Source organism: Rhodococcus sp. RDE2 (assembly GCF_020885655.1).
GTDB classification, from domain to species: domain Bacteria; phylum Actinomycetota; class Actinomycetes; order Mycobacteriales; family Mycobacteriaceae; genus Rhodococcus; species Rhodococcus pyridinivorans.
The window spans coordinates 210,153-236,497 of the sequence record NZ_AP025186.1; the positions used below are offsets into that span (position 1 = coordinate 210,153).

Consider the following 26,345-nt stretch of genomic DNA (forward strand, 5'->3'; position numbering starts at 1 on the left):
GGTAGCGTGGTGGGTTGATGTCTGACACTGAAATGACGGTTGCGCAGCTGCGCGAATGGCTGCGCAACTGGATCGCCGACGCGACCGGGCAGCCGGTCTCCCAGATCTCGGACGATCGTCCGATGGAGGAGTTCGGACTGTCCTCCCGGGACGCCGTCGCCATGGCGGGTGAGATCGAGGAACTCCTCGGTGTCACCCTCAATGCGACGATCGCCTACCAGCACCCGACGATCGCGTCGCTCGCGACGCGCATCATCGAAGGTGAACCCGAGGCACCCGCCGAGGACGACTCCGCCCTGTACACGGTCGGTGCCGTGGCGGGTTCGAAGGACGTCGCCATCGTCGGTCTGTCCACCCGTTTCCCGGGCCACGTCGACACCCCCGAACAGATGTGGGAGCTGCTCGCGTCCGGACGCGACGGCATCTCCGATCTGCCCGAGGGCCGCTGGTCGGAGTTCGAGAACGACCCCGCCGTGTGGGAGTCGATCCGCAACGCCAACACCAGGGGCGGCTACCTCGACGACGTCAAGGGCTTCGACGCCGAGTTCTTCGCGATGTCGCCGCGCGAGGTCGAGATGGTCGACCCGCAGCAGCGTCTCGCGCTGGAGCTGACCTGGGAAGCACTCGAGCACGCGCACATCCCGCCGAGCGACCTCAAGGGCGGCTCGGTCGGTGTGTTCATCGGCAGCTCGGCGAGCGACTACATGCTCCTCGCGGTCGGTGATCCGTCCGCAGCGCATCCCTACGCGCTCACCGGTACCTCCACCGCGGTCATCGCCAACCGCGTGTCGTACTTCTACGACTTCCACGGCCCGTCGGTCACGCTCGATACGGCGTGCTCGTCGTCGCTGGTCGCCGTGCACCAGGCCGTGCGCGCGCTGCGCAACGGTGAGGCCGACGTCGCTCTCGCCGGTGGCGTCAACATGCTGCTCGCCCCGGCCGGCACCCTCGGCTTCGACGAACTCGGCGTCATGGCACCCGACGGGCGCATCAAGGCGTTCTCCGCCGATGCCGACGGCATGATCCGCGCCGAGGGCGGCGGTCTCGTCGTGCTCAAGCGTCTCGAGGACGCCGAGCGCGACGGCGACAACATCCTCGCGGTGATCGCCGGTTCGGCCGTCAACCAGGACGGCCGCTCCAACGGTCTGGCCGCTCCCAACCCCGAAGCGCAGGTCGACGTGCTGCGCCGCGCCTACCGCGACGCGCAGATCCTGCCGTCCGGCGTCGACTACATCGAGGCGCACGGCACCGGCACGGTGCTCGGCGACCCGATCGAGGCCGACGCGCTCGGCCGCGTCGTCGGTCGTGGCCGCGAGGACGACAAGCCGGCCCTGCTCGGTTCGGCCAAGACCAACTTCGGTCATCTCGAGTCCGCCGCCGGTGCAGCCGGTCTCATCAAGGTCGTTCTCGCGATGCAGAACGATCAGCTTCCGCCGACGCTCAACTACACCGCGCCCAACCCGTACATCCCGTTCGACAGCGCACGCCTGAAGGTCATCCCCGAGGGTGCGAAGTGGCCGCGCTACACCGGTCGCGCCGTCGCCGGTGTGTCCGGATTCGGTTTCGGTGGCACGAACGCGCACGTCGTTGTGCGCGAGTACACCGGTCCCGAGGGGCTCGAAGCGTCCGAAGCCGAGGTCGAAGTCCTGCCGGAGGAGATCCCCGCCGCCGCGGAGACCACCGAGCAGGCCCGCGAGCTGCCCGTCCTGCTCGCCGTCTCCGCTGCGATGCCGTCGCGTCGCCGCCGTGCCGCTGCCGATCTCGCCGACTGGCTCGAGACCGAGAAGGGCAGCACGACGCCGCTCGCCGACGTCGCCCGCACGCTCGCTCGCCGCAACCACGGCCGGTCCCGCGCGATCGTCGTGGCGAGCAACCACGGCGAGGCCATCGCCGGTCTGCGTGCCGTCGCTGCCGGTAAGCCCGCGCAGGGCGTGTTCACCGCCGACGCTCCGGCTTCCAAGGGCGCGGTGTGGGTGCTGTCCGGCTTCGGTGCCCAGCACCGCAAGATGGCCAAGCAGCTGTACCTGGAGAACCCGGTCTTCGCGGCGGCCGTCGACGAGGTCGACGAGCTGATCTACGACGAGTCGGGCTACTCCATGAAGGAGAAGTTCCTCGACGACGCGCAGGACTACGACGTCGAGACGGCGCAGGTCGGCATCTTCACGATCCAGATCGGTCTCGCCGCGCTGCTGCGTCACCACGGTGCCGAGCCCGCCGCGGTCGTCGGCCACTCGATGGGTGAGGCCGCCGGCGCCTACATCTCGGGCGGACTCTCGCTCGAGGACGCCGTGCGCGTCATCTGCTCGCGTTCGCGTCTGATGGGTGAGGCCGAATCCGGCCTGACCGGCGACGACATCCGTCTCATGGCGCTCGTCGAGTACAGCGCCGCCGAGATCACCGACGTGCTGCCCGACTTCCCGCAGCTCGAGGTCTGCGTCTACGCGGCGCCGACGCACACCGTCATCGGTGGCCCGCAGGAGCAGGTCAACGCGATCGTCGCGCGTGCCGAGGCCGAGGAGAAGTTCGCCCGCGTCCTGCAGACCAAGGGTGCGAGCCACACCTCGCAGGTCGATCCGATCCTCGGCGAGCTCGCAGCCGAGCTCGCCGGCATCGAACCGCACCGCCTGAAGGTCGACCTGTACTCGTCGGTCGACCAGGAGACCCTCTACCGCGCAGGTCACGACGGCATCCACGACGTCGAGTACTGGACCAAGGGCATGCGCCACAGCGTGTACTTCACGCAGGCGATCCGGCAGGCCCTGTCCGACGGGCACACCACCTTCGTCGAGCTCAACGCCAACCCCGCGACGCTCATGTCGGTCGCGGCGACGGCCTTCGACGCCGGTGTGCAGGACGGCCAGTTCATCCAGACGCTCAAGCGCAAGGAGGACGAGTCCCTCGGCGTGCTGACCGCGCTCGCGCAGCTGTACGTGCACGGGCAGTCCGTCGACCTGAGGACGCTGCTGCCGGAGGGCGACTACGCCGACCTGCCGCGCACCGCCTTCCTGCGCAAGCCGTACTGGGTCGACGCCAGCATCGGCACCTCCGGCAACGGTCGCGCGCCCGGCGCCCGCGTCGCACTGCCCGACGGCCGCTACGTGTGGGAGGTGCAGGCATCCGCCGTCACCGACGCGGCCGAGCTGGTCGTCGCGGCGGCTTCGCAGGTGCTGTCGGATGTCACGCTCACCGCGTCCATCCCGCACACCGAGGTCCCCGCGACCGGCACCCTCACCACGACGCTCACCCGGCATCCGGGTGGTGCGTCGCTGCAGGTGCACGCGAACACCGGCGACGGTTTCACGCTCGTCCACGAGGGTGTCGTCACCTCCGGTGAGCCGCTGCCCGCGCCCGTCGCGGTGGCCGCGAAGCCGGCCGCGCAGGCCGAGGAACTGCCCGAGGTCGTCGAGTCGTTCGGCGACAAGTGGGATCCGAGCGGATCGCAGACCCTCGACGACCGCCTGAGGCTGATCGTCGCCGAGTCCATGGGCTACGCACCCGAGGACCTACCGGCCGAGATCCCGCTCATCGAGCTGGGCCTCGACTCGCTCATGGCGGTCCGCATCAAGAACCGCGTCGAGTACGAGTTCGACATCCCGCAGCTGCAGCTGTCGGCGGTCAAGGACGCGAGCCTGCGCGACGTCGCGAAGTACCTGCGGTACGCCGTGGAGAACCGCGAGGAGGTTGCGCAGCTCGCCGAGCAGCAGGCCGCCGAGAAGGCAGCCGAACGCGCCGCCGCTGCGGCGGATCAGGACGAGCTCCCCGCGATGGAGGACACCACCGCGGTGGGCGAGGCCGAGCAGATCCTCGCCGAGGCCGAGGCCGAGGTAGACGCAGAGGCACAGACCGCGCCCGAGACGCCCGCACCCGAGCAGGAATCGAGCGGAGTCGACGTGCCGCCGCGCGACGCCGCGGAACGACTGACCTTCGCCTCCTGGGCCGTGGTCACGGGCAAGTCGGCCAAGGGCATCTTCAACCCGCTGCCGAAGCTCGAGCGCGACGTCGCCGAGAAGCTCGCGGCACGACTGACCGAGCGGGCCGAGGGCGAGATCACCGTCGACGACGTGCTCGCCGCCTCGACCGTCGAGCAGCTCGCCGAGACCGTCCGTCAGCATCTCGAATCCGCCGATCGCATCGACGGACTCGTGCGCACGCTGCGGCCCCGCGCCGAGGGATCGGACGCCGTGCCGGTCTTCGTCTTCCACCCCGCGGGTGGTTCGACGGTCGCGTACGAGCCGCTGCTGCGCCGCCTGCCCGCGCACACCCCGGTGTTCGGTTTCGAGCGCACCGAGGGCCCGATCGACACCCGCGCCCAGGCGTACCTGCCGCTCATCGAGGAGATCCAGGGCGACGGCCCGTACGTGCTGTGCGGCTGGTCGCTCGGCGGTGTCCTGGCCTACGCGGTGGCCCGTCTGCTCCGCAAGAGGGGCAAGGACGTGCGTCTCGTCGGTCTCATCGACACCGTCATGGCCGGTGAGAAGGTCGAGGACACGCCCGACGAGATCCGTAAGCGCTGGCAGCGTTACTCGGCGTTCGCGAAGAAGACCTACGGGATCGACGCGCCGCTGCCCTACGACCTGCTGGCCGAGGCCGGCAGCGACGAGGAGCAGATCGGCATCCTGATGGGCCTGCTCGAGTTGAGCGGGGCGCAGATCCCCGGCGGCATCATCGAGCACCAGCGCACGTCGTGGCTCGACAACCGCGCCATCCAGACCGCGGAACTGCTGCCCTACGACGGCAAGGTCGTGCTGTACATGGCCGACAAGTATCACGACGACGCGATCGATCTCGAGCCGGCCTTCGGGACCCGGCAGCCCGACGGTGGGTGGGGTGAGGTCGTCGCGGATCTCGAGGTCGTGCACGTCGGCGGCGATCACCTGCAGATCGTCGACGAGCCGTACATCTCGAAGGTGGGGGAAGACCTGACCCGCAAGCTGGCCGACATCGAGGCCTCGAGGAGCTGAACGAAGAAGTGAGCACCACGGCACAGAAGCTGGCCGAGCTGCGCGAGAAGCTGGAGATCGCGAAGGAGCCTGCGGGCGAACTCGCGATCGCCAAGCGCGCGAAGAAGGGCATTCCGAGCGCTCGCGAGCGCATCGACATGCTGCTCGACAGGGGCAGCTTCGTCGAGATCGGCGCACTGATGAAGACGCCCGGCCGCGACGATGCGATGTACGGCGACGCGGTCGTCGTCGGGCACGGCACGGTCGACGGCCGCCCGGTCGCGGTGTTCTCCCACGACCAGACCGTCTTCGGCGGCAGCGTCGGTGAGATGTTCGGCCGCAAGGTCGCCGCGGTCCTCGACTTCGCCCTCAAGATCGGTTGCCCCGTCGTCGGCATCAACGACTCCGGTGGTGCCCGCGTGCAGGACGCCGTCACCTCGCTCGCCTGGTACGGCGAGATCGGCAAGCGCCACGAGCCGCTGTCGGGTCTGTGCCCGCAGATCTCCGTGATCGTCGGCAACTGCGCCGGTGGTGCGGTCTACGCCCCGATCAACACCGACGTCGTGGTCGCCACCGAGGGCTCGCACATGTTCGTCACCGGCCCGGACGTCATCAAGGCGGTCACCGGTGAGAGCGTGAGCCTCGAAGAGCTCGGCGGTGCCCGCCAGCAGGCCGAGTACGGCAACGTGCACCACGTGGCGCCCGACGAGAAGGCCGCCTTCGAGTGGGTGCGGCAGTACCTGAGCTACATGCCGTCCAACGCGCAGGAGAAGCCGCCGGTCATCAATCCCGGTCTCGAACCGGAGATCACGCCCGACGATCTCGAACTCGACACGTTCATGCCCGACGCCGACAACTCCGGCTACGACATGCACGACATCCTGCTGAAGATCTTCGACGACGGCGAGTTCCTCGAGGTCCGCTCGCAGACCGCGCCGAACATCATCACCGGCTACGCGCGCGTCGACGGTCATGCCGTCGGTGTCGTGGCGAACCAGCCGCTGTACCTGTCGGGTGCGCTCGACGCGGCCGCTGCCGACAAGGCGGCCCACTTCGTGCGCGTGTGCGACGCCTACGACATCCCGCTCGTGTTCGTCGTCGACACCCCCGGCTTCCTGCCAGGTGTCGAGCAGGAGAAGATCGGCGTCATCAAGCGTGGCGGCCGTTTCCTGTTCTCGTACGTCGAGGCATCCGTCCCGAAGGTGACGGTCGTGGTCCGCAAGGCATACGGCGGCGGTTACGCCGTGATGGGTTCGAAGCAGCTCGGCGCCGACATCAACTTCGCGTGGCCCACCGCGCGTATCGCCGTGATGGGTGCCGAATCGGCTGTCGCGGTGATCGGCCGCCGGCAGATCGAGGCCGCGGGCGAGAACGCTCCCGCCGTGCGCCAGCAGCTCATCAACTTCTACAACGAGCACGTGGCGACGCCGTACATCGCGGCCGAGCGCGGATACGTCGACGCGGTGATCGAGCCGTCGACGACCCGCCTCGAGATCCGCAAGGCGCTGACCCTCCTTCGCGACAAGGAAGTGTTCAAGAACCCGCGGAAGCATCACCTGCTGCCGCTGTAGAACAGCCGGAGAACCCTCGCCGACGGGGTCTGTGCACACTAGGACGTGCGCAGGCCCCGTCGCGCGTATCCGACGATCTGCTCGACCTCTGCGTCGGCGTCGAAGGTGGATGCGTCCCGCCACAGCAGATGCTCCATCACCGCGAGGAGCAGGATCGAGGTGGTGAGCGAATCCCGTTGCGGGTCGGCCGATCCCAGGTCGGCGATGGGACCGGCGAGTACCTCCGCGACCGCCTTCTCCAGATCCTCGCGCACCTTCGGTGCGTGCGACCGGCCGCCGGCGGAGGACACGACGTTGCGGGTGGCGGCGGCGATCTCGGGATCGACGGCCTGGTTCAGGACGGCCGCGATGCCGGCACGCAGGGCGGCGTCGGGGTCGGCGGCCTGGTCGATCTTGTGACGCAGGTACCGGACGAGTCGGTGTCCGCCCTCCTCGACGACGGCGTCGACGAAATCGCCCTTGCTCTTGAAGTAGCGGTAGAAGGCGTCGTTGGAGAGTCCCGCGGCGGCCACGATGTCGGCGACGCGCGCGGGTTCGCCCCGGGTGAGCAGTTCGCGTCCGCACCGGATCAGGGTGTCGACGTCGCGGCTCGCAGCCTCCTGTCGGGGCGTCAGGCTTCGCTTCACGGCCTCGGAGGCGCGGGGGGACAGGGTCGACCTAGCTGAATTCTCGGTGGTCACCCGCTCATTCTAGATAACCGAAACCCGATTCTGGGACGCTCCGACCCGGACGCGGCCGGAGGATCAGGGAACCGTCCAGCTGCCGACACCGGGCAGGTAGGTGAAGCCCGGGGCGGTCACCACGGCGACGATCCGACCGGCCCCCGTCACTCGTAGACGCGCATCGGCGCGGGCTTCCACAGACCCGACCTCGTCACCTCGGTGGTGGTCAGTTCGGCCGGCTGCGCATTCGGGTAGAAGCGCACGTACCGCTCCACCGAACCCCAATCACGACCCCAGTCGTTCTCCAGGTAGGTGGGCACCTGCTCGGGTCGCGCCAGGACCTCCGCGAAGCCGAGCGGACCACCGTTGTCGGCCGACTGCCAGGTGTCGGTCGACGACACCGCGAGCGGACGGTCGGGGAGGACCCGGTAGTTCGGCATCTCGGCAACGCCGGCCCAGTGGTCGAACGGCCGCTGGCACGGGAACTGCAGGCCCACGGCCCAGTCCAGCAGGAGCGGCTGATCGGAACCGAGCTGGGAGTCGAGCCGCTCGAGGGTCGGGACGCGCGGCGGCGTGAACGCCAGCCACTGGTCGCCGGTGAGGTTGGGGTCGTTCGCGACGATGCGGACGGCGTCGACGTCGTCGGGCAGGTCGGCGAGCGGCACACGCAGGTTCCGCCACGACGGCGCGGGGCCGATGTCGCGCGGCAGGTAGGTGCCCTTCGCCTCGACGCTGCCGTCGGCCTGGCGGGTGCCGTACTCGACGAGCAGCGACTGGCCGTAGGTCAGTGCACCGGTGTCGTCGTACGACCAGATGCGACCGGCCGCGGAGATGATCACCAGCGGCGTCTCGTCGGTGATCCCGGGAAGGGCGTACCAGCTGGAGGTGAGCGCGGCGGGTTCCTGCACACCCTCCTGGTAGCTGCCGAGCACCGGGGTGACGGACGGGTCGAGCCCGAAGGGCAGACGCACGGTGCTGCCGTTGACGGTCTGCTCACCGGAACCACCCGTGGTGCCGCCGCCCGCGCCCGTCTCGAAGGTCGGGCCGACGCTCTGGTTGTCGGTGTTGCCCTGGCCCGGCTTGACCTCGACGTAGTCGGCGGTCAGGTCGGACGGCACGCCGTCGGGAGTGAAACCGCGCGGCGCCGCACCGGCGAGCGGGTCGTCGTTTGCCGGCGGATAGGCGGGGTCGATGATCGGTTCGAGGCGTCCCTCGTTGGGGTCGGCCTCGACGAGCACGTCGTTCGCGAGACCGCAGGTCTGCCCGGCGACCGCCCCGATGTTGGAGCGAGCGAGCGAGTACGCCGGGTATTGCGACACCGCGCCCTTGAGCAGCGACAGCACCTCGAACAGCACCATCACCGCGGCGACGACCGTGAGCGGCGCAGCCGCGAGGGCGCGGATCCGCCGGCCCTTCTTCGTCTCGGGGGACTCCGGCGGCGGTGCGTAGCCCTCGCGGAGGTACTGCCACGCGACGAGCACCAGGGCGAGACCGAACAGGACCAGGAACAGCGAGCTCGACTGGTAGCCGCTCAGCGAGACGGTCTTGTCGAACCACGGCACGCCGTAGCTCGAGACGTACCACCAGCCGTTGATGCCGGCGAACGACACCGCCAGGACGAACAGCACTCCGGCGAGGAAAATCGTGCGGTTGCGCCGCGACCGCAATGCGCTCGCGGAGACCACGACGGCGGTGACCGTCGCGAGCGATCCGGCGATGCCTGCGTACGCCCCGAAGTGGTGGGTCCACTTCGTGGGGTTGAACATCATGAAGAAGATCGTGCCGAAGACGATGCCGAGCAGACGCCAGGTCGGGCTCACGGCGACGCCGGGGATCCGGCGGCGGCGCAGCAGCACGAACAGCGTCGTGAACAGGCACAGCAGCATCGTGAGGAACGCGAAGCGGCGCGGCAGTGAACCGTCGACGGTCTGCACCATCAGGTAGTAGTAGCGGAGGAAGTCGTTCCACCACTCCTCGTTGGGGCCGATGATGGTGCGCACGCGGGTCGCCTCGAGGACCGCGGCGAGGGTCTGGTCCGAGAACACCACGACGAGCACGAGCAACCCGGCGGCACCGATCGGTGCGAGCAGCGGCAGGGTGCCGACCTCGCGGTGACGGCGCACGATGATCCGCGTCATCGGCCGGATACCGGCGATCAGGGCGGCCACACACATCAGGCCGGTCGGTGCCGCGGCGAGCGTGAACGCGCCGACGACCACCGCGGTCGCGGCGGGCAGCAGACGACCGGTCGCGATGGCGCGTTCGATCGAGCACCAGGTCAGCAGCGCACCGAGGGCGACGATCGGCTCGGGCCGCAGACCGTTGTTGTAGGGGAGCCAGAAGGCGAGGAAGACCAGTCCGCCGGTCCACAGCGCGATGCGGTTGTGCCGCACGGCCCGGCCGAGACGCGGCACCACCTCGCGGCTGATGACCATCCAGCACAGGATTCCGGCGATCAGTGCCGGGATGCGCATCCACGGGCTGGCCGTGGAGATCTTCGCGAACGCCGCCAGCACGTCGTAGTACCAGCCGAAGGGCGCTTCGGGGACACCGAACCAGCGGAAGTAGTTGGCCATGTAGCCGGAGTTCTCCGACACCCGGGCCATGGTCAGCAGGTAGCCGTCGTCCGAGGTGTTCGCGCCGAAGAAGTGCCAGCCGACGAGCGTGAGGACCACGACGACGTCGACGCCGGTGAACTTCCACCAGCGGGCCGGCAGGAAACGGCGGTGTCCGCGACCGTCCGTGCCGTCGAGTTTGGCCAGCGCGCCGAGCGCGAGTGCCGTCGACAGCACCGCCAGGATCATCGCGAGGGACTTGACCAGTGTCGGCGACGACGTGAACCGGGAGTCGACATCGACGGTGACGTCGAGGCCGGGAACCGCGGTCGGCAGGTCGCTGAACACGCCGACGACGAGCGGCCGCAGGTCGCCGGTGAGCTCACCGGACCGCGGGTTGCCGTTCTCGTCGGAGAGGCCGACGAACTCGGCGGTGGTGCGTTCGGAGTCGGAGAAGATCTGCAGTTCGCTGCACGCACCCGACTCGACGTCGGCGCGCGGCGCGGTCGCGACCACCACGTTGCGGTCGAGCACGTCGACGTTCTCGGCGCCGACCCGCACGAACATCGCGTTGAGCGCGGCGTCCTGCCCGTTGGTGGGGGCCGTCGCGAGCAGCATCCCGCCGTCACCCGGCATCTCCGCGACGGCGCTGCACGGCACGGTGGCGCGGAACTGGAGGGGGACCTGCGACATCAACGGCAGTTCGACGTCGGTCGCCGCCGCGTCCTGCGGCCACGACATCGTCGCCTCGGTCACGCGGACCGGGAGGAACGGTGTGGCCAGCGCCAAGATCATGCCGAGCAACCCGGCGACGACGGCGACGAGTCGCGCGGTCCGGTACCGAGTGCGAAGGTCCTCGCCCATCGACCGTGGGGCGGTCGGAGCGGGCGCGGGTGAGGTCGTCACGTCGTCGGGCACGGGAGTCGATGGTATCCGGCGACGTGGTGTGACGGCACTCGCCCTTACTCCAGCAGGACCGGGACCCCGTCACGGATGCGGCCCGGCGACCACAGGCCGGAGCGGGTCGTCACGTCGGTGGTGACCTCCGCCGGGGAGGCATCCGGGTCGATCGGGCGGTACTGCTCGAGCGATCCCCAGTCGCGATCCCAGTCGTGGTTCAGATAGGTGGGGACGGCCTCGGCGTTCAGCAGAAGCGGGATCCAGCCGAGCGGTCCACCGCCGATGTCGTCCTGCCAGCCGTTCGTCGCGTCGGCCCCGACACGGTCCGGGAGGATGCGGTATTCGGGGACCTCGGCGACACCGTTGCGGTGCCCGAACGGTCGCTGGCACGGGAAGGCGAGACCCACCGACCAGTCGATGAGGACGGGGGCGTCGGATCCGACGACCTCCTGCAGGGTCTGCATGCGCGGCATCCGCGGCGGCGTGACCGCGACCCACTGATCGGGGGAGAGGTCACCGTCGTCGACGACGATCCGCACGGCGTCGGCGTCGGCCGGGATCGCGTCGCTCGGCACGCGCAGGTTGCGCCAGGACGGCGACGGGCCGATGTCGATCGGGGCGAGCGTGGCCAGCGGCGTCACGTCGTCCCCGGACGACGAACCGAACTCCAGCAGCACGTCCTGACCGGGGGTGATGACGCCGTCCGGGTCCACGTAGCGGACGCGTCCCGCCGCGGTCACGACCAGCAGCGGTGTCTCGTCGGTGCGCTCCGGCAGCGCGTACCAGCCGGATTCGAGCTCGGCCGACTGCTGCGCGCCGGAGCGGTAGCTGCCGAGGACGGGCGTGGTCTGCGGGTCGAGGCCGAAGGGGAGCTTCACGGTGCTGCCGTTGATGCCTTCGTCGCTGGTGCGACCGCCCTCGGTGCCGGCGCTGGTGGAGGTGGTGGTGCCGCCCTCCTCGCTGTCGACGGTGTTGGCGCCACCGGTCGTGGTGGTCTCCGCATCCGCGGTGAGGTCGAGCGCCACGCCGTTCGGGGTGAAACCGACGGCCGTGCCGGCGCCCAGGGCCTCGCCCGGATCACCGTCGAGAGGCTGCAGCATCGTCGCGTTCGGGTCGGACTCGACGAGCACCTCGTTGGCGAGACCGCAGGAGTTGCCGGTCAGGGCCGCCGCGTTCGACTTGGCGATCGAATACGCCGGGTACTGCGAGACCGCGCCCTTGAGCAGCGACAGCACCTCGAACAGCACCACCGCCGCCGCGACCAGCGTCAGCGGCGCCGACGCCAGGGCCCGCACCCTGCCGTTGCGGTCGGGCCGCGGTGTCGTGAACGGCTCGCGCAGGTGGAACCACGCGGCGAGGAGCAGGGCGAGCACCGTCAGGCCGAGCAGCGCCGTGGAGAAGGCGTAACCGGAGATCGACGGCGGCTTGTCCCACCACGGGATGCCGTAGCTCGAGACGTACCACCAGCCGTTCGAGCCGGTGAACGCCATCGCCAGGACGAACAGCACCCCGGCGGTGAACAGCGCCCGGTTGCGGGCCGATCGGATGCCGACCGAACCCACTCCGATCGCGGCGAGCGCAGCCACCGACGCGGCCAGGCCCGCGTACACACCGAAGTGGTGCGTCCACTTCGTCGGCGTGAGCATCATGAGCAGCAACGACGCGAAGACGATGCCGAGGATGCGGCGCGACGGTCCGATCGCGGTGCCCGGAATGCGGCCCTTGCGCAGGATCAGCATCACGCACACGACCAGGCACAACAGCATCACGAACACACCGAACCGGCGGGCCAGCGAACCGTCGGGGGAGACGGTGAGCAGCGCGTCCCAGCGCAGCCGCTCGTCGAACCACGGCACGTTCGGGCCCACGGCCGAACGCACGCGGGTCGCTTCGAGGACCGACGCGAGCGTCTGGTCGGCGAAGACCGCGATGAGCACGACGGTGCCCGAGGCGAGGATCGGCGCGAGGGGCGCGACGACACCGACGAGATGCCGGCGCGCAATGAGCACCTTCACCAGCGGGCGCATCCCGGCGACGAGCGCGGCCACCGCGATCAGGCCGGTCGGACCGGCAGCGAGGGAGAAGGCCGCGATGAGCACCGCGATCGCGGCGGGCAGCATGCGACCGGTCGCGATGGCGCGTTCGATCGAGCACCAGGTCAGCAGTGCACCGACCGCGATGATCGGCTCGGGGCGCAGACCGTTGTTGTAGGGGAGCCAGAACGCGAGGAAGACCAGCCCGGCCGTCCACAGCGACACCCGGCTGTGCCGGACGGCGACACCGAGCCGCGGGATGACCTCGCGGCTGATGACCATCCAGCACAGGATCGCCGCGATCAGCGTGGGCACGCGCATCCACACGCTCGACGTCGAGACCTGCGCGAACACGACGAGCACGTCGTAGAACCAGCCGAACGGCGCCTCGGGCACACCGAACCAGCGGAAGTAGTTGGCCATGTATCCGGCCTCGTCGGACACCCGCGCCATGTTGAGGATGTAACCGTCGTCCGAGGTGTTCGCGCCGAGGACGTGCCAGAGCAACAGGGTGCCCACGACGATGGCGTCCACAAGGGTGAACCGCCACCAGCGAGCCGGCAGGAACCGGCGCGCGCGGCGCCCGTCGATCCCGTCCAGGCGATGCAGCGCGACGAGGGAGACCAGCGTCGCGAGCGCGCACACGATCATCGCGAGGAGCTTGAGCACCGTGGGGGTCGAGGTGAACCGCGAGTCGAGCTCGGCGCGCACCGACAACCGTTCCGTGGAGTCGTCACCGCCGGGTTCGAAGGCGCCCCCGGGGCCGGTGAGGTCGCTGAAGACACCGACCATCTGCGGTCGCTCGTCGCCTTCGAGCTCGATCGCGACCGGCGGGTCGGAGCCCACGATCTCGGCGGCGGTGCGTTCGGAGTTCGATGCGACGGTCACCGCCGTGCACGGTTCGTCGAGCGGCGCCGAGACGAGCACCGAGTTGCGCAGGACGGCCTCGACGGTGCCGGGGGCGCCGTCCTCACCGGGTACCGCGCGGATCACCAGGCCCTCCGCCGTGGCGTCGGGGGAGCCGGACGGGATGGTCGAGACGAGCGTGCCGCCGTCGGAACCGAGCTGCGCTGCTGCCGCGCACGGCACGCTGGCCCGCAGCGTGAGCGGGGCGTAGGTGACGAGCGGCGCCTCGACACTGTCGATGCTGCCGTTCTGCGGCCATTGCAGTTCGCCGGTCTCCTGCCGGACCGGCAGGAACGGAAGGGTCAGAGCCAGCACGAACCCGAGCAGTCCCGACACGATCGCGACGATCCGCGCTGTGCGGACGCGCGATGTCGGGTCGGACGAATCGGTTTTCCCGGGCGAAGCGGTATCGGCTGGCACAAGCGTCGATGCTAGGCGAGTCCCGTCACGGTCCGGGCTCGTGCCGCTCCGCTCGCACTACTCGTGGGTACTCCGCGGTTCTGTCCGACCACGTCCGGAGCCGTACCTCCCGCCACTAGCATCGCTGTCTATGAAGACCTCCACCCCGATCGGGCGCGCTCTGCGCGCGGCGGGCATCGGGGAGGTCTGCGACGACTCGACCACGCGCGCGCTGTACTCGTCCGACGCCTCTCTCTATCGCGTCCCACCACAGGCCGTGGTGCGCGCCCGATCGATCGACGACATCGCCACGACCCTCGACGTGTGCCGGCGCGAGGGTGTCCCCCTCACCTCCCGCGGCACCGGCACCTCCCTCGCGGGCAACGCCGTCGGACCCGGCGTCGTCATCGACTTCTCGCGTCACCTGAACCGGGTGCTCTCCGTCGACCCCGAGACCCGGACCGCGCGGGTGCAACCGGGGGTCGTGCAGGCCGAGCTCCAGCGCACCGCGGCACCGCACGGTCTGCGCTTCGGCCCCGATCCGTCCACCCACAACCGATGCACGATCGGCGGGATGATCGGCAACAACGCGTGCGGGGCGCGGGCGCTCGGCTACGGCCGCACGTCCGACAACGTCGTCGCGCTCGAGGTGCTCACCGGCACCGGGCACCCGCTGTCGCTGCCCGGCGAGGACCCGACGCTCGAGCCGCTGCGGGAGATCGTCGCGCGCGATCTCGCAACCATCCGTACCGAATTCGGTCGCTTCGGCCGGCAGGTATCGGGTTACGCACTCGAGCATCTGTTGCCGGAGAACGGATTCGACGTCCGAAAGCTGTTCGTCGGCAGCGAGGGCACCCTCGGGATCACGACCGAGGCGACGGTGCAATTGATCGCCGATCCTGCCGTCCACACGATGGTCGTACTCGGCTATCCCGACATCGTCGCCGCCGGCAATGCCGCGCACGGACTACTCGGGTTCCGGCCCACGGCGTGCGAAGGACTCGACTCGCGGATCGTCGACATCGTCCGGCACCGGCGCGGGCCGGAAGCAGTACCGCCCCTGCCGTCGGGTGCGGCGTGGCTGTTCGTCGAACTGGCGGGTGACGACGCCGACGAAGTGCGCGACCGGGCGAAGGCGCTCGCGCACGCCGCAGCCGCGACCGACGTCCTGCACGTCGAGGACCAGGCGCGGGCCGCCGCGCTGTGGCGTATCCGGGAGGAGGGAGCCGGCCTGTCCGCGAGAAGTCCGAAGGGACTGCCCGCGCACGCGGGATGGGAGGACGCCGCCGTCCCTGCCCACCGCGTCGGCGACTATCTCCGCGATTTCGAGGAACTGCTCGCCGGATACGACGTCACCGGCTATCCCTACGGGCACTTCGCCGACGGATGCATCCACATCCGCCTCGACATCCCACTCGAGGTTCCCGGACTGTTCCGCGAATTCCTGTTCGAGGCAGGAAAACTCGTCGCCGAGTACGGCGGGTCGATGTCGGGGGAGCACGGCGACGGCCGGGCCCGGAGCGAACTGCTGCCCCTGATGTACTCGCCCGACGCGCTCGCGCTGTTCGGGGCCGTGAAGTCGGTCTTCGATCCGGAGAACATCCTCAACCCCGGAGTGCTCGTCGACCCGCGTCCCGTCGACGTGGATCTCCGCGTCCCGGCCGCGCGGAAGGTTCGTGAGGGCCTGGCCTTCCGCTACCTCGACGACGGTGGTGACTTCACGCAGGCCGTGCATCGGTGCACGGGGATCGGCAAGTGCCGCGCCGACAACACCGGCACCGGTGGGGTGATGTGCCCGTCCTTCCTCGCGACCCGCGAGGAGAAGGACTCCACCCGCGGACGTGCCCGGGCGCTGCAGGAGATGCTCAACGGTCACCTCGTCGACGAGTCGTGGCAGTCGCCGGAGGTGCACGAAGCGCTCGACCTGTGCCTGTCGTGCAAGGGATGCCTGTCGGACTGCCCGACCGGTGTCGACTTGGCGACCCTCAAATCCGAAGTGCTGCACCAGACCTACCGGGGACGCAGGCGGCCCGCCAGTCACTACGGTCTCGGCAGGCTGCCACAGTGGGCGGCGATCGCCTCCCGCGCGCCGCGGGCCGTCAACGCTCTGACCCGGATCCCGGGTGTCGCCCCGCTCGGCCTGACCGTCGCCGGTCTCGATCGACGCCGCCACGTTCCGGCGTTCGCTTCCCGCACCTTCCGGAAGTGGTTCGCCGACACCCTCCCGCAACGATCCCGCACGGGCGACCCGGTGCTGCTGTTCGTCGACACCTTCACCGAATACTTCACCCCGGAGATCGGGGCCGCTGCCGTGCGGGTCCTCGAGACCGCCGGTTACAGCGTGCACATCACCGACGAACCGCGGTGCTGCGGCCTGACGTGGATCACCACCGGCCAGCTCGATCAGGCCCGGAAGATCGTGGGCCGCACCGTCGCCGAACTCTTCCGCAGCGGCATGCCGATCGTCGGACTCGAACCGTCGTGCACCGCCGTCCTGCGCTCCGACGCGGTCGAACTGCTCGGGTCCGCGCCCGCGCGTCTCGTGGCCGACAGCACCACCACCCTCGCCGAACTCCTCGCCGACTGGGAACCGCCGTCGCTGGAGGGGACACGGATCGTCGCGCAACCCCACTGCCACCATCACGCCGTCATGGGCTGGGGTGCCGATGCCGCCCTGCTGCGGCGTGCGGGTGCCGACGTGCAGCGACTCGCCGGCTGCTGCGGCCTGGCCGGGAACTTCGGTGTCGAACGCGGGCACTACGACGTGTCGGTGGCGGTCGCGCGGACCCAACTGCTGCCGGCCGTCGAGGCGGCATCCGACGACGCGGTGATCCTCGCCGACGGGTACTCGTGCCGTACCCAGCTGAGCGACCTCACGACGCGGCGCGGCACGCACCTGGCGGAGTTGCTGGCCTCACGACTGCCGTAGGGAATCGAGGCGCTCGTCGACGACGATGCTCACACCGGATGCGGTCAGTGCCGTGGCGGTGAGCCCGAACATGCGCAGGAAGGTGTCGCTGAAATGGGACGGCGACGCGAACCCCGCCGACATCGCGGCCGAGGTGAAATCTCCTCCCTCCGCGATAGTCCGGGCGACGGCGAGCATGCGGAGCCACAAACGGTAACGACGGAAGCTCGTGCCGGTCTCCCGTCCGAACAGTCGCAGGAAGTACGGCGTCGAGAGTGATTCCGCCCGTGCGAGATCGGTGGCGCTGCGTTCGGACGACGGATCGGATCGCATGCGTTCGACGGTCCGCGCGATCCGCGGGTCCAGGCGCCGTCGGGGCGGTCCCGACGCCGTCGCGGTGATGGCAACGCCGTCCGGAGCCGGCGCCTTGCACAGATCGATCAGTACGGACTCCTCACGATGACCGATACGGAACGGACCGCACCGATCCGATCTCCAGACCTCGTGCTCGCGGAGATATGCCTGGTTCACGTCCGCGTAGCAGAACAGGATCCTGTTCGGTGGAGGAGACACCACTCGGTGGACCAATCGTGGCGGAACCAGGGCACTGCGGGCGCTGATCTCCGTTCCGTCCTCGGCGGTCAGCGTGAACGGGGCGTCGACACCGACGACCACGCAGTACACCGACGTCGAGTGCGGATCGAGCTCGAGAGACGGGCCGAGATAGGCCGCTCGTCCGGGCCATACCCAGAGCATCGGATCCGGTGGCGATGAATCCGGAACAGCGCACGTTTCCGGAAGCGCGGCGGAGGCCATGCCGCGAGTCTAGGAGTGTCCGTCCCGAAGCCGGTGGTCTTCACCGATTCGGTCCGATCACGAAGCGAAGGAGTCGGAATGCGTTCATCGAGGATCGGTTCGCTACTCATGGCAGGAGTCGGCGTCGCTCACCTCGTTCCTGCGACGGCGGTGGTGTCGCGGCGGCGGGTCGAGGGTCTGTACGACGTCGACGCGAGGGACCGGAACGTCGAACTGCTTCTGCGGCACCGTGCGACCTTCTTCGGGCTCGTCGGTGCTGCGCTGCTCGCCGGTGCGGTCCACCCGCCCTACCGGTTGCCGGCCCTGCTGGCGGGGGTGCTGTCGCTGGGGTCGTTCGTCGGGCTCGTCGAGGCGGCCGGTCCTGCGAACGAGGAGCTCACCCGCATCGTCCGGGTCGACGTCGGTCTCCTCGGTGCCCTGGCCGGTGCGGCGGCCCTCACCCGGTGATCGACAGCGCTCACCCTCTGCTGTGTCGCCCTCTGGTGCGTTCGCTTCGGGTGGGGCGCGGACCGAGTTCGTAGGGGATCTTCAGGATGTGGCGGGTCTTGGCGTCGATGTCGCAGTTGCCCGACGCAATGGAATAAAGGATTCCGTTGTAGACCAGGTCCCACAGATCAGGGTTGCGCTGGATCTCGTTGATCTTGAACGAATGGATCTCGTTGCCGTGTACATCTTTCAAACGAAGAACGCGGTTGTAGCCGTCAGCGGAGAACTGGATGCGGGTGAGTTGGTAGGTGTCGACCCAATCTTCGCGCCATTGAACCCAGTTGATACCCGCTGCGGTCCAGTGATTCCCGATGCCTCGAAACAACAGCATGGCACTTCCGATGATGATGACCCACATGATCCACCAGTGGATCCAGCGGAAATCTCCGTTGATGACGGTGAGGTACACGATCAAGATTCCCGTTATCAGCAGTGCGCTGATGTATTTATCGCGGACGGTGGGTTGGAGCCATTCGAGGGTGGGGCCGAGATGGTCCGGTGCATCTGGTGGGTTCCGTGGGCTGCGGTCGTGCGGTGTGTATTCCGTTCCGTGGTAGATGCGGGGCGCCCGAGGAGGGCGGGGTTCGCCTGTGATCGAATCCGGCATCGGAGGAAGATCAGTGATATCCATTTTTCCTCAGAAAAGGTTTCCCACCCAGCGTGCCGCAGAGCCTGCGGCACCGGAGATGTCGTCCCAGTGCTCAATCACTTCACCGACGCCGAACGCGACACCGACGCCCGCGCCGACAGCGAGCAGCGTGACGGGGCCTCCTGCTGCACTCGCGAGAATCAGTTCGGTCGCTACGGTTCCGGCCACAAATCCGCCGACGTCCTTCGCAACTGCCTTTACGGCGTCACCGGTCGTTTCGGCATTCATCACATCATTTGCTGTCTGGGCGCCGGTCAGTGCTAATCCCAGGAACGGCAATTTTGAACCGATACTTGACAGGGTGGAGCCTCTAGGGAAAGGGTCGCCGAGGTTGCTGCCGAGCATTCGGACAAACTTGTTGTCACCTAGCCCCGCAAGCAGTCGAGAGTTCTCTGCGGCGAATCGCGCTGCATCGTCCGCTCCCCCTTGGAAGGACCGAACAGCCCTGGCCGCAGTCGCTTCCGGGTACGGGTCACCCAACCGTGCCGCCTCGGCAGCAAGTTCACGCAACCGGGCCAGGTTCGCGCCTCGATCGGCGGCGTTCTTTCCCCATTTCGACAATTCGGAAACCGCCGTCGCCAGATACCCACCGACTGTGTGTAGAACCAGCCATCCCCACTGCGCTTCTGCGTCCTTCAGAATCGTCGTCGGCCCGCGCAAGGCATCTGCGAGTGCGTTGTGCGCTGCGGTTTCGACTGCGCGACCGTCCGCAACGAGCCCCGCAGCCGTCTCGTAGGCCGCGATCTGCTTCGCCCGAAGTGTCTGGAACGCAATGTCGTACGAGTTCGGATCGGCGTCGAGTGGCTCACCGATCCCGACGCCGAACTCCACGGGAATGCCGGCTTCCGCCGCTGTCGCCTCGGCCTGCGACATGCGTGACCGGGCGGTGGCGAGTCCGTCGGCGAATGCGCGGAGGGCAGCGGCGATCACGTCGATCTGGTCTGCAGCCTCGGTCGTCCCTGTGATGATGCGGTCGAGCGTCGTGCGGAACGCATCTCCCGCAGGGCTTCTGAACTCGAATTCGGACTCTGTACGGCCGTCGCGGGCCGACTTCAGCCGGTCGTTCACGCCCGTGGCGAGGGCAGCGAGCGAATCCGCACATGCGTAGCAGGAGGTGGGGTCGCCGAAGACTCGGGTGTCGAGACTCATCCCTCACCGGCCTTCGCGATCTCCTGAGCAGTGTGCGACTCGGCGTCCTGGTAGGCGCGCAGACTGTCCTGGGTGGCGTCTGCTGCACTGGCCAGCGACCGGACCGCCGCGTCCAGCACGGAAGCAATCGACCCGAGAGCGTCGACGAGCAGCGGGGTGGCGGCACCCGCGTCGGGTATCGGTGCGGGATCGGATCCGAGCTCGTCGATTCCCATCGCTCCGGTCGCCAGGAGTTTCGCGACGGCGTTGAGGTCGCCGATGTCGATGGTCACCGGGATCCCCTCCTTCCGAGCGGATCCTCGAACGGACGGTCTTCGTCCTCGACCGGGGGCGGAGGTGGTTGTCGGCCGTCGAGCAGGACCACGTCGTACCGGGTGGTCCGATGGATCTCCTGTAGTCCTCTGCTGTCGACGCCCACCCACGGCTGCTGCGGTCCACAGCAGCGGACCAGTTCCTCGAGTGAGGTGTAGGCGGGCAACGCCAACCGGTCGTCGGACAGGGTACGCATCTCGAGCCGGACCTGCCCGGAGCTGTCGCGGCGTCGGATCGGCACATACAGAACGTCGCTCATCGAATCCCCCGATTCCGTCGTACCCCCCGTACGACTCGTCGAGACCTTACCGCAGCGGCGATGAGTTTCCGGCTCCTGCCCGGTCGGTATCTGCGACAGCACCGCTACCTACCAGGAGGTCGTCATGAACACCTTCACCCCATCCGCCACCGGCACCCGCAACGACACCGCCGCGGCACCCTCACGCACCGCTCGCATCGCAGGCCTGATCGTCAGCGGCCTCGTCGTCCTGTTCCTGCTGTGGGACTCGATCATCCATATCGCCAACGTCTCGCAGGTGCAGGAGGCCATGGCCGACCTCGGATTCGATCCGAGCCTCAACCGCGTGTTCGGCGTGGTCCTGCTGATCTGCCTGATCGCCTACGTCCTGCCGCCCACCGCGATCCTCGGTGCCGTTCTGCTCACCGGTTACCTCGGTGGTGCCGTCGCGACGAATCTGCTCACCGAGCAGCCGATCGTCAGCACGACCCTCTTCCCGATCTACACCGGCATCTTCGTCTGGGGTGGATTGTGGTTGCGGGACATCGGGGTTCGACGCATCATGCCGATTCGCCTGTCGCGGTGACGACGACGAACGGTCCCACCTCGGTCACGGTGAATCGGGGATCGTCGAACAGTTCCTTGGGGAAGGTCACCGTGTACCGCCGCACATTGGGATCGTTCGGGTAGACGTCCTCGGCCAGACGCAGCGTGTAGCCCTCGGCGCCCTGTCGGAAGACGACGGCGTCGGGGGCTCGCCACGGCAACTCCTCCCACGCGGCGAGCAGTTCGTCGGCGGAGGAGAGTTCCGACCACTCCTCGATCGCTGCGGCACGCGCGGAGAATTCCGCCAGCGGGTTGGCGTAGTGCGAGGTCAGGGCCTGGAAGCCGAAGTACGGGTAGTAGGCGAGGAAGGACGTGTCGGCCGTGAGGACCACATGGTCGTCACGCTCGCCGCCCAACTGGGACAGCAGGACGTCGTCCACCTCGGCGTAGTAGGACGCGGCACCGGCGGGTCGCTGGTCGGCGCGTTCACCGGCCCCGTCGGTGTCGGTGTAGGCGACGGTGATCTCACCCCCGAGCACCTGCGGGATGTTCTGGGTGAACGCCAGCGCACCGAGAGCGCCCACCGCCACGAGAACCCTGCGCACGCGCGGATTCTCGCTGGTCGCCAGGCTGATCCACCGCGAGAAGTCGACGAAGGCGAATGCGCCTGCCGCAGCGAGCAGTACGAGCAGGATCACCTCGAGACGGAACGCGAGCAGGGTGTTGCCCACGGCGGTCAACGCCATCGACGCGAGGTACCACAGGTAGACCGCGATCACCCCGAGCCCGAGCGCCTGCGCCCGATGCGACGACGACGCGCGGCCCACGAGCCACACGGTGCCCAGCAACGACAACAGTCCGATCAAGGACATGTGGAACATCGGCAACGGCAGTCGCGCACCGGCATCGGGGAGATAGTGCGTTGCGGTACCGGACTCGGACGGAGGATTACCGCCCAGCACGTCGAACACGAACGGCGCCCACACGATCAACGCGACGATCACCGCGATCACCGCGATCACCACGAGACGCACGAGCACCGGAAGGACAGCCCGCCACGACCCGGTGGCGCGACGCGCGATGTACGCCGCGACGACGGCCATCACCGTCACCGCGAACGCCGCGATACCGAGATAGAGGGTGTAGAAGGTCGCTGCGAGACCGAGGAACAGGCCCGTCCCCACGACGGCGCCCCAGCCCTGTCGCACCCGGCCACCGCGCGTAGCGGGCAGGAAACCGCCCCAGGCCAGCACCAACGCCGGCGCGACCAGCACGGCGATCACCGCTCCGTAGGGTTCCGGCGAACCGTAGGCCAGTACGACGAGCGTCGTCGCGGTGGCAGCGAGCACCGCCAGGTCGGAGCGGACCAGTTCGGACCACAACACCAGGGCGACGACCGCCGCGACCGCCAGCGAACCGATCGCATACGGCTTGAACGCTTCCCAGCCGTCCATGCCCAGAACGTTCGCGACACGGCCACCGATCCAGAACCACCCGGCCGGATAGAACGACGGCAGATCGGCGTAGTTCATGTCGCGCAACGCCGCGCTGTCCGTCAGCCGCGTGAGGAACTGGGTGCGGAACTCCTGATCGACGGAGATGCCGTGCAGATAGAGGCGGGTCGCGGCCAGCGGCATCCCGAGGGTCGCGGTGACCAGGCCGGACAGCGCCGCCCACGACAACACCCGCGCCCCCGTCACCCATCTACGACGACGCAGCAGATAGATCGACAGGCCGAGCACGGCGAGCGCCGCGAACTGCATGACGGTGGTGACGGCCTGCGTCACGTTCGACGAATTGAACGCCGGCCACTGCACGCGGTCGAAGGCGAACAGCCCCACCGCCGCGACGAGTGCTGCGACGAGCGCTGCGCAGACGAACTGCACGAGCGTCGAGACGGCACGGCGTAACGGGGCTACTGCTACAGGAGTGTCGGCGAGCACCCCACGAGCATAGAGATGCGTCCGCGAGACGAGTGGCGGCCCGATCCGCGCCGCAAAAACGCCGCCGTCCACGGGTCGGGACCTTCATCCTGGAAGTTGCGTCGGGAAACCGGGCCATCGGTACGGCCCGGGGAATCCGAACGAAAGGCTCAGATCATGACAGGTAAAGCGGTTCGTGCGGCCCTTGCAACACTCGCGACGGCACCTCTCCTCGTCTTCGGGGCGGCGCAGGCCTCGGCGTATCCGGTGATCGAACCGGGTGCGCCCGGCGGTCCCATCGACGGCCGGTTGTACGACCACCACGGCGTCGATCCCTACCAGTGCATCGTCGTCGGGGCGCCGGGTGTCGGCTACGCGACGAACGAGGCGGGACAGGACGGCACCGTGAACGGCGTCTTCGTGAACGAAGGGTCGATCAACCACTGGTGCTACGGGCCGCCCGGGATGATCCACAGCGGAACCGGCTACGTCCGGTAGACCCCGAAAAGACGACTGCCCCGCCGGAACGGGTCCGGCGGGGCAGAGGGTGCACGTCTGTCAGATCGGCAGCTTGCGGAAGATCGCCCGCGGCAGGTGACGTAGCACGATCATCACGAACCGGAAGGTGCCCGGCGCCCAGACGATCTCCTTGCCGCGATCGGAGGCCGCGACCGCGAGCTTCGCGACGTCCTCCTTGTTCACGGTGAGCGGGGCCTCGTCGACGTGCGCGCTGAACTGCGTGCGCACCTGGCCGGGGCGCACGACGGTCACGCGCGGACCGAACGGACGCAGCGCCTCACCGAGACCGAGATAGAAACCGTCGAGGCCGGCCTTGGTGGAGCCGTAGACGAAGTTGGCGCGCTTCACGCGCTCGCCGGCGACCGACGACATCGCGATGATGCGGCCGAAGCCCTGCGCCTTCATCCTGTCGCCCACCAGCACACCCACGGAGACCGCGGCCGTGTAGTTGACCTCAGCGACCCGCACGGCCTTGCTCTGGTTCTGCCACAGCTCCTCGGCGTCGGCGTCCAGACCGAAGGCGACGATCGCGATGTCGACGTCGCCGTCCTTCCATGCCTGGTCGATGACGGCCGGGTGACTCGCGGTGTCGAGCGCGTCGAAGTCGATCAGGTCGACCTGCGTCGCACCCGCGGCCTTCGCCTGGGCGACGGCGTCCTCACGACGCGGGTCGCCGGGCAGGGCCGCGAGGATCACGCGGGCCGGTGCCTTGCGCAGGTACTCCTCGACGATGGCCAGGCCGATCTCGGAGGTGCCACCGAGCAGCAGCAGGGTCTGGGGGTTGCCGACGGCGTTGATCATCAGTGGAGTTCCAACCTTCTGGACATATCGGAGGCGAAGACGTTCGTGGGGTCGACGGAGCGGCGCACCTTCAGCCACTCGTCGATCCGCGGGTACATGGCGTGGAAGGTCTCCGCGTCGGTCCGCGAATCCTTCGCGGTGTAGAGGCGGCCACCGAACTCGAGGACCCGCTTGTCGAGTTCGCGCACGAACTCGTTCAGGCCCGGCTTGATCCGGAAGTCGACGCAGATGTTCCAGCCCGGGATGGGGAAGCTGAGCGGAGCCTTGTTCCCTTCACCGAACAGCTTGAACACGTTGAGGAACGAGTGGTGTCCCGAGGCCTGGATGTCGCGGATGATCTTCTTGAACTCGTCGACCGCTTCCGGCGGCACCACGAACTGGTACTGCAGGAACCCGTTGGGTCCGTAGCCGCGGTTCCACTCCCCGAACAGGTCGAGAGGGTGGTAGAACGCCGTCAGATTCTGGACCTGGTTGTCGGCGTTCTTCGTCTTCCGGTAGTACAGCTCACCGATCACCGAGAAGTTGAACTTGTTGGCGAGCCCGTTGGGGAACACGTCGGGCAGCGTCAGCAGCGTCGGCGCGTCGAACTTCAGCGGGTCCTTCTGCAGCTTCTTCGGCAGCTGGTCGAGCTTCGCGAGGTTGCCTCGTGAGACCGCAGCGCGGCCGAGCTTGGGTTCCGGCGAGATGGCGTCGAACCACGCGCTGGAGTAGTCGTAGTTCGCTTCCGAGCCGTCGCTGTGCAGGGCGATCGTCTCGTCGAGCGATTCGGTGCGGCGACTGTCGGCGATGAAGTACGCCGTCTCGGTGGGGGTCATCTCGATGGTCGCGCGGAGGATGATGCCCGTCAGACCCATGCCACCGACGGTCGCCCAGAACAGCTTGGAATTGCGTCCGGTGGGCGTGCACGTGCGGACCTGGCCGTCGGCCGTGAGCAGGTCGATCGACTTCACGTGGTTGCCGAAGCTGCCCGCGCTGTGATGGTTCTTGCCGTGGATGTCGGAGCCGATCGCACCACCGATCGTCACCTGGCGGGTGCCCGGCAGCACCGGAACCCACAGGCCGAACGGCAGGGCGGCGCGCATGAGCTGGTCGAGGTCGACGCCGCCGTCCACCACCACGCGCCGCGAGTCGCGGTCGATGCTGTGGATCTTGTTCAGCGCCGTCATGTCGATGACGAGCCCGCCGGCGTTCTGCGCCGGGTCGCCGTAGGAGCGCCCGAGCCCGCGTGCGATGACACCGCGACGCAGGTGCGACGGCTTCGACTCGTTGTCTTCCGCGACCCGCGCGACCGCCTCGGCGATCACTTCGACGTCGGGGGTGGACAGCACCTCTGCGGTGGTCGGCGCGGTGCGCCCCCAGCCGGTCAGGGTGCGGGTCTGGGTGGGGAGCGGCTCGCTCGCCTGCTCCGTAGCTGTCGTGGACATCGGGGTAAAGGCTACCCGTGTGTCCTGGTCACCCGGCAAGATGCTGTTCCTCACGGGCGTTACCCTCGTCTGCGTGCCGGAATCCCACGACCATGTGCAGCCGCTGCCGGAGCACCACGCCCCGCTGGCTCCCGAACTGCCGTTGACCGATTCGACGGCCGACGAGGCGCTGGACCTGAAGACGCAGCTCACACGGTTCGTCCTGACCGGCGGGTTCTCGGCGATCGTCGACTACGGCCTGTACGTCCTGCTCATGGCACTGGGCGTCACCCGCGACGTGGCGAAGGCCCTGTCGTTCGTGGCCGGCACCACCACCGCCTATCTGATCAACCGCCGCTGGACCTTCAAGGCCCCGCCGAGCCGGGTCCGTTTCGCGGCCGTGGTGGTCCTGTACGCAGTGACGTTCGCCGCACAGGTCGGCATCAACCGCGTACTCAACGAAGCGCTCGGCGACGAGTGGTGGGTCACGCCCTTCGCCTTCGTCGTCGCCCAGGGCACCGCGACGGTGATCAACTTCGTCGTCCAGCGGGTCGTGATTTTCCGCCTCCACTGACCGATTTGGTTGGTTCGACGGCGGTATGCGCGGTTGATCCAACCAAATCGCACAGG

At 68.5% G+C, this 26,345-nt stretch carries 18 protein-coding genes; 7 read left to right on the top strand and 11 right to left on the bottom strand.

What is annotated here, in order from left to right; genetic code table 11:
- Positions 1-32 precede the first annotated feature (32 nt).
- Both pks13 and LPH33_RS00995 read left to right on the top strand, forming a co-directional pair.
- On the top strand, positions 33-4,961 hold the full coding sequence (gene pks13, locus LPH33_RS00990; protein ID WP_229568527.1) for a polyketide synthase Pks13: 4,929 nt from the start codon (positions 33-35) through the stop codon (positions 4,959-4,961).
- 8 nt (positions 4,962-4,969) lie between these two features.
- A complete protein-coding gene (locus tag LPH33_RS00995) occupies positions 4,970-6,511 on the top strand; it encodes an acyl-CoA carboxylase subunit beta (protein ID WP_016692631.1) in 1,542 nt (513 codons plus the stop codon).
- Between the two features lie 38 nt (positions 6,512-6,549).
- On the opposite strand, the gene LPH33_RS01000 is transcribed toward LPH33_RS00995, so the two are convergent.
- The 3 genes from LPH33_RS01000 to LPH33_RS01010 form a co-directional block, all read right to left on the bottom strand.
- A complete protein-coding gene (locus tag LPH33_RS01000) occupies positions 6,550-7,137 on the bottom strand; it encodes a TetR/AcrR family transcriptional regulator (protein ID WP_229566782.1) in 588 nt (195 codons plus the stop codon).
- Between the two features lie 200 nt (positions 7,138-7,337).
- On the bottom strand, positions 7,338-10,646 hold the full coding sequence (locus LPH33_RS01005) for an arabinosyltransferase domain-containing protein (protein WP_229566784.1): 3,309 nt from the start codon (positions 10,644-10,646) through the stop codon (positions 7,338-7,340).
- Positions 10,647-10,690: 44 nt separating this feature from the next.
- Positions 10,691-13,987, bottom strand: a complete 3,297-nt coding sequence (locus tag LPH33_RS01010) for an arabinosyltransferase domain-containing protein (protein ID WP_229566786.1) — start codon at positions 13,985-13,987, stop codon at positions 10,691-10,693.
- Between the two features lie 130 nt (positions 13,988-14,117).
- On the opposite strand from LPH33_RS01010, the gene LPH33_RS01015 reads away from it, so the two are divergent.
- On the top strand, positions 14,118-16,895 hold the full coding sequence (locus tag LPH33_RS01015; protein WP_229566788.1) for an FAD-binding and (Fe-S)-binding domain-containing protein: 2,778 nt from the start codon (positions 14,118-14,120) through the stop codon (positions 16,893-16,895).
- Here the strand turns inward: LPH33_RS01015 and LPH33_RS01020 are convergent.
- Complete coding sequence (locus tag LPH33_RS01020; RefSeq protein WP_059382140.1) at positions 16,881-17,630, bottom strand: helix-turn-helix domain-containing protein; 750 nt, start codon at positions 17,628-17,630, stop codon at positions 16,881-16,883. The genes LPH33_RS01015 and LPH33_RS01020 overlap by 15 nt on opposite strands.
- A 138-nt stretch (positions 17,631-17,768) precedes the next feature.
- Between LPH33_RS01020 and LPH33_RS01025 the strand changes: the two genes are divergently transcribed.
- Positions 17,769-18,137: a phosphopantetheine adenylyltransferase gene (locus LPH33_RS01025; RefSeq protein WP_143543535.1), complete on the top strand. Its 369-nt coding sequence runs from the start codon at positions 17,769-17,771 to the stop codon at positions 18,135-18,137.
- 10 nt (positions 18,138-18,147) lie between these two features.
- On the opposite strand, the gene LPH33_RS01030 is transcribed toward LPH33_RS01025, so the two are convergent.
- The 4 genes from LPH33_RS01030 to LPH33_RS01045 are packed head-to-tail and all read right to left on the bottom strand — an operon-like array spanning position 18,148 to position 20,545.
- Positions 18,148-18,807, bottom strand: a complete 660-nt coding sequence (locus LPH33_RS01030; RefSeq protein WP_145691282.1) for a hypothetical protein — start codon at positions 18,805-18,807, stop codon at positions 18,148-18,150.
- 6 nt (positions 18,808-18,813) lie between these two features.
- Complete coding sequence (locus tag LPH33_RS01035; protein WP_229566789.1) at positions 18,814-19,974, bottom strand: hypothetical protein; 1,161 nt, start codon at positions 19,972-19,974, stop codon at positions 18,814-18,816.
- Positions 19,971-20,246, bottom strand: a complete 276-nt coding sequence (locus LPH33_RS01040; RefSeq protein WP_145691284.1) for a hypothetical protein — start codon at positions 20,244-20,246, stop codon at positions 19,971-19,973. The genes LPH33_RS01035 and LPH33_RS01040 overlap by 4 nt, the downstream gene beginning before the upstream one ends.
- A complete protein-coding gene (locus LPH33_RS01045; protein ID WP_145691285.1) occupies positions 20,243-20,545 on the bottom strand; it encodes an SAV_915 family protein in 303 nt (100 codons plus the stop codon). Before LPH33_RS01045 ends, LPH33_RS01040 begins: the two co-directional genes overlap by 4 nt.
- 124 nt (positions 20,546-20,669) lie before the next feature.
- Here LPH33_RS01045 and LPH33_RS01050 point away from each other — a divergent pair, with 124 nt between their 5' ends.
- On the top strand, positions 20,670-21,110 hold the full coding sequence (locus tag LPH33_RS01050) for a DoxX family protein (RefSeq protein WP_145691286.1): 441 nt from the start codon (positions 20,670-20,672) through the stop codon (positions 21,108-21,110).
- On the opposite strand, the gene LPH33_RS01055 is transcribed toward LPH33_RS01050, so the two are convergent.
- On the bottom strand, positions 21,085-23,013 hold the full coding sequence (locus LPH33_RS01055; protein WP_222430086.1) for an arabinofuranosyltransferase: 1,929 nt from the start codon (positions 23,011-23,013) through the stop codon (positions 21,085-21,087). The two genes, LPH33_RS01050 and LPH33_RS01055, sit on opposite strands and share 26 nt — an antisense overlap.
- A gap of 156 nt (positions 23,014-23,169) precedes the next feature.
- On the opposite strand from LPH33_RS01055, the gene LPH33_RS01060 reads away from it, so the two are divergent.
- A complete protein-coding gene (locus LPH33_RS01060) occupies positions 23,170-23,490 on the top strand; it encodes a hypothetical protein (protein WP_060652252.1) in 321 nt (106 codons plus the stop codon).
- A 60-nt stretch (positions 23,491-23,550) separates the two neighbouring features.
- Here the strand turns inward: LPH33_RS01060 and LPH33_RS01065 are convergent, their stop codons facing one another.
- Both LPH33_RS01065 and LPH33_RS01070 read right to left on the bottom strand, forming a co-directional pair.
- Entirely contained in the window at positions 23,551-24,312 is a 762-nt protein-coding gene (locus tag LPH33_RS01065) for a decaprenylphospho-beta-D-erythro-pentofuranosid-2-ulose 2-reductase (RefSeq protein ID WP_016692644.1), read from the bottom strand.
- Positions 24,312-25,736, bottom strand: a complete 1,425-nt coding sequence (locus tag LPH33_RS01070) for an FAD-binding oxidoreductase (protein ID WP_145691287.1) — start codon at positions 25,734-25,736, stop codon at positions 24,312-24,314. The genes LPH33_RS01065 and LPH33_RS01070 overlap by 1 nt, the downstream gene beginning before the upstream one ends.
- A 19-nt stretch (positions 25,737-25,755) precedes the next feature.
- Between LPH33_RS01070 and LPH33_RS01075 the strand changes: the two genes are divergently transcribed.
- Positions 25,756-26,289 carry a GtrA family protein gene (locus LPH33_RS01075; RefSeq protein ID WP_226950042.1) on the top strand — a complete coding sequence of 178 codons (534 nt, stop codon included), beginning with the start codon at positions 25,756-25,758 and terminating at the stop codon, positions 26,287-26,289.
- Positions 26,290-26,345: the final 56 nt, after the last annotated feature.

Excerpts from the sequence above, each read along its gene's own strand:
- pks13 (WP_229568527.1), top strand. The coding sequence starts at position 33 with ATGACGGTTGCGCAGCTGCGCGAATGGCTGCGCAACTGGATCGCCGAC.
- LPH33_RS01015 (WP_229566788.1), top strand. The coding sequence starts at position 14,118 with ATGAAGACCTCCACCCCGATCGGGCGCGCTCTGCGCGCGGCGGGCATC.
- LPH33_RS01020 (WP_059382140.1), bottom strand. The coding sequence starts at position 17,630 with ATGCTCTGGGTATGGCCCGGACGAGCGGCCTATCTCGGCCCGTCTCTC.
- LPH33_RS01025 (WP_143543535.1), top strand. The coding sequence starts at position 17,769 with ATGCGTTCATCGAGGATCGGTTCGCTACTCATGGCAGGAGTCGGCGTC.
- LPH33_RS01030 (WP_145691282.1), bottom strand. The coding sequence starts at position 18,807 with ATGGATATCACTGATCTTCCTCCGATGCCGGATTCGATCACAGGCGAA.
- LPH33_RS01035 (WP_229566789.1), bottom strand. The coding sequence starts at position 19,974 with ATGAGTCTCGACACCCGAGTCTTCGGCGACCCCACCTCCTGCTACGCA.
- LPH33_RS01045 (WP_145691285.1), bottom strand. The coding sequence starts at position 20,545 with ATGAGCGACGTTCTGTATGTGCCGATCCGACGCCGCGACAGCTCCGGG.
- LPH33_RS01050 (WP_145691286.1), top strand. The coding sequence starts at position 20,670 with ATGAACACCTTCACCCCATCCGCCACCGGCACCCGCAACGACACCGCC.
- LPH33_RS01060 (WP_060652252.1), top strand. The coding sequence starts at position 23,170 with ATGACAGGTAAAGCGGTTCGTGCGGCCCTTGCAACACTCGCGACGGCA.
- LPH33_RS01065 (WP_016692644.1), bottom strand. The coding sequence starts at position 24,312 with ATGATCAACGCCGTCGGCAACCCCCAGACCCTGCTGCTGCTCGGTGGC.
- LPH33_RS01070 (WP_145691287.1), bottom strand. The coding sequence starts at position 25,736 with ATGTCCACGACAGCTACGGAGCAGGCGAGCGAGCCGCTCCCCACCCAG.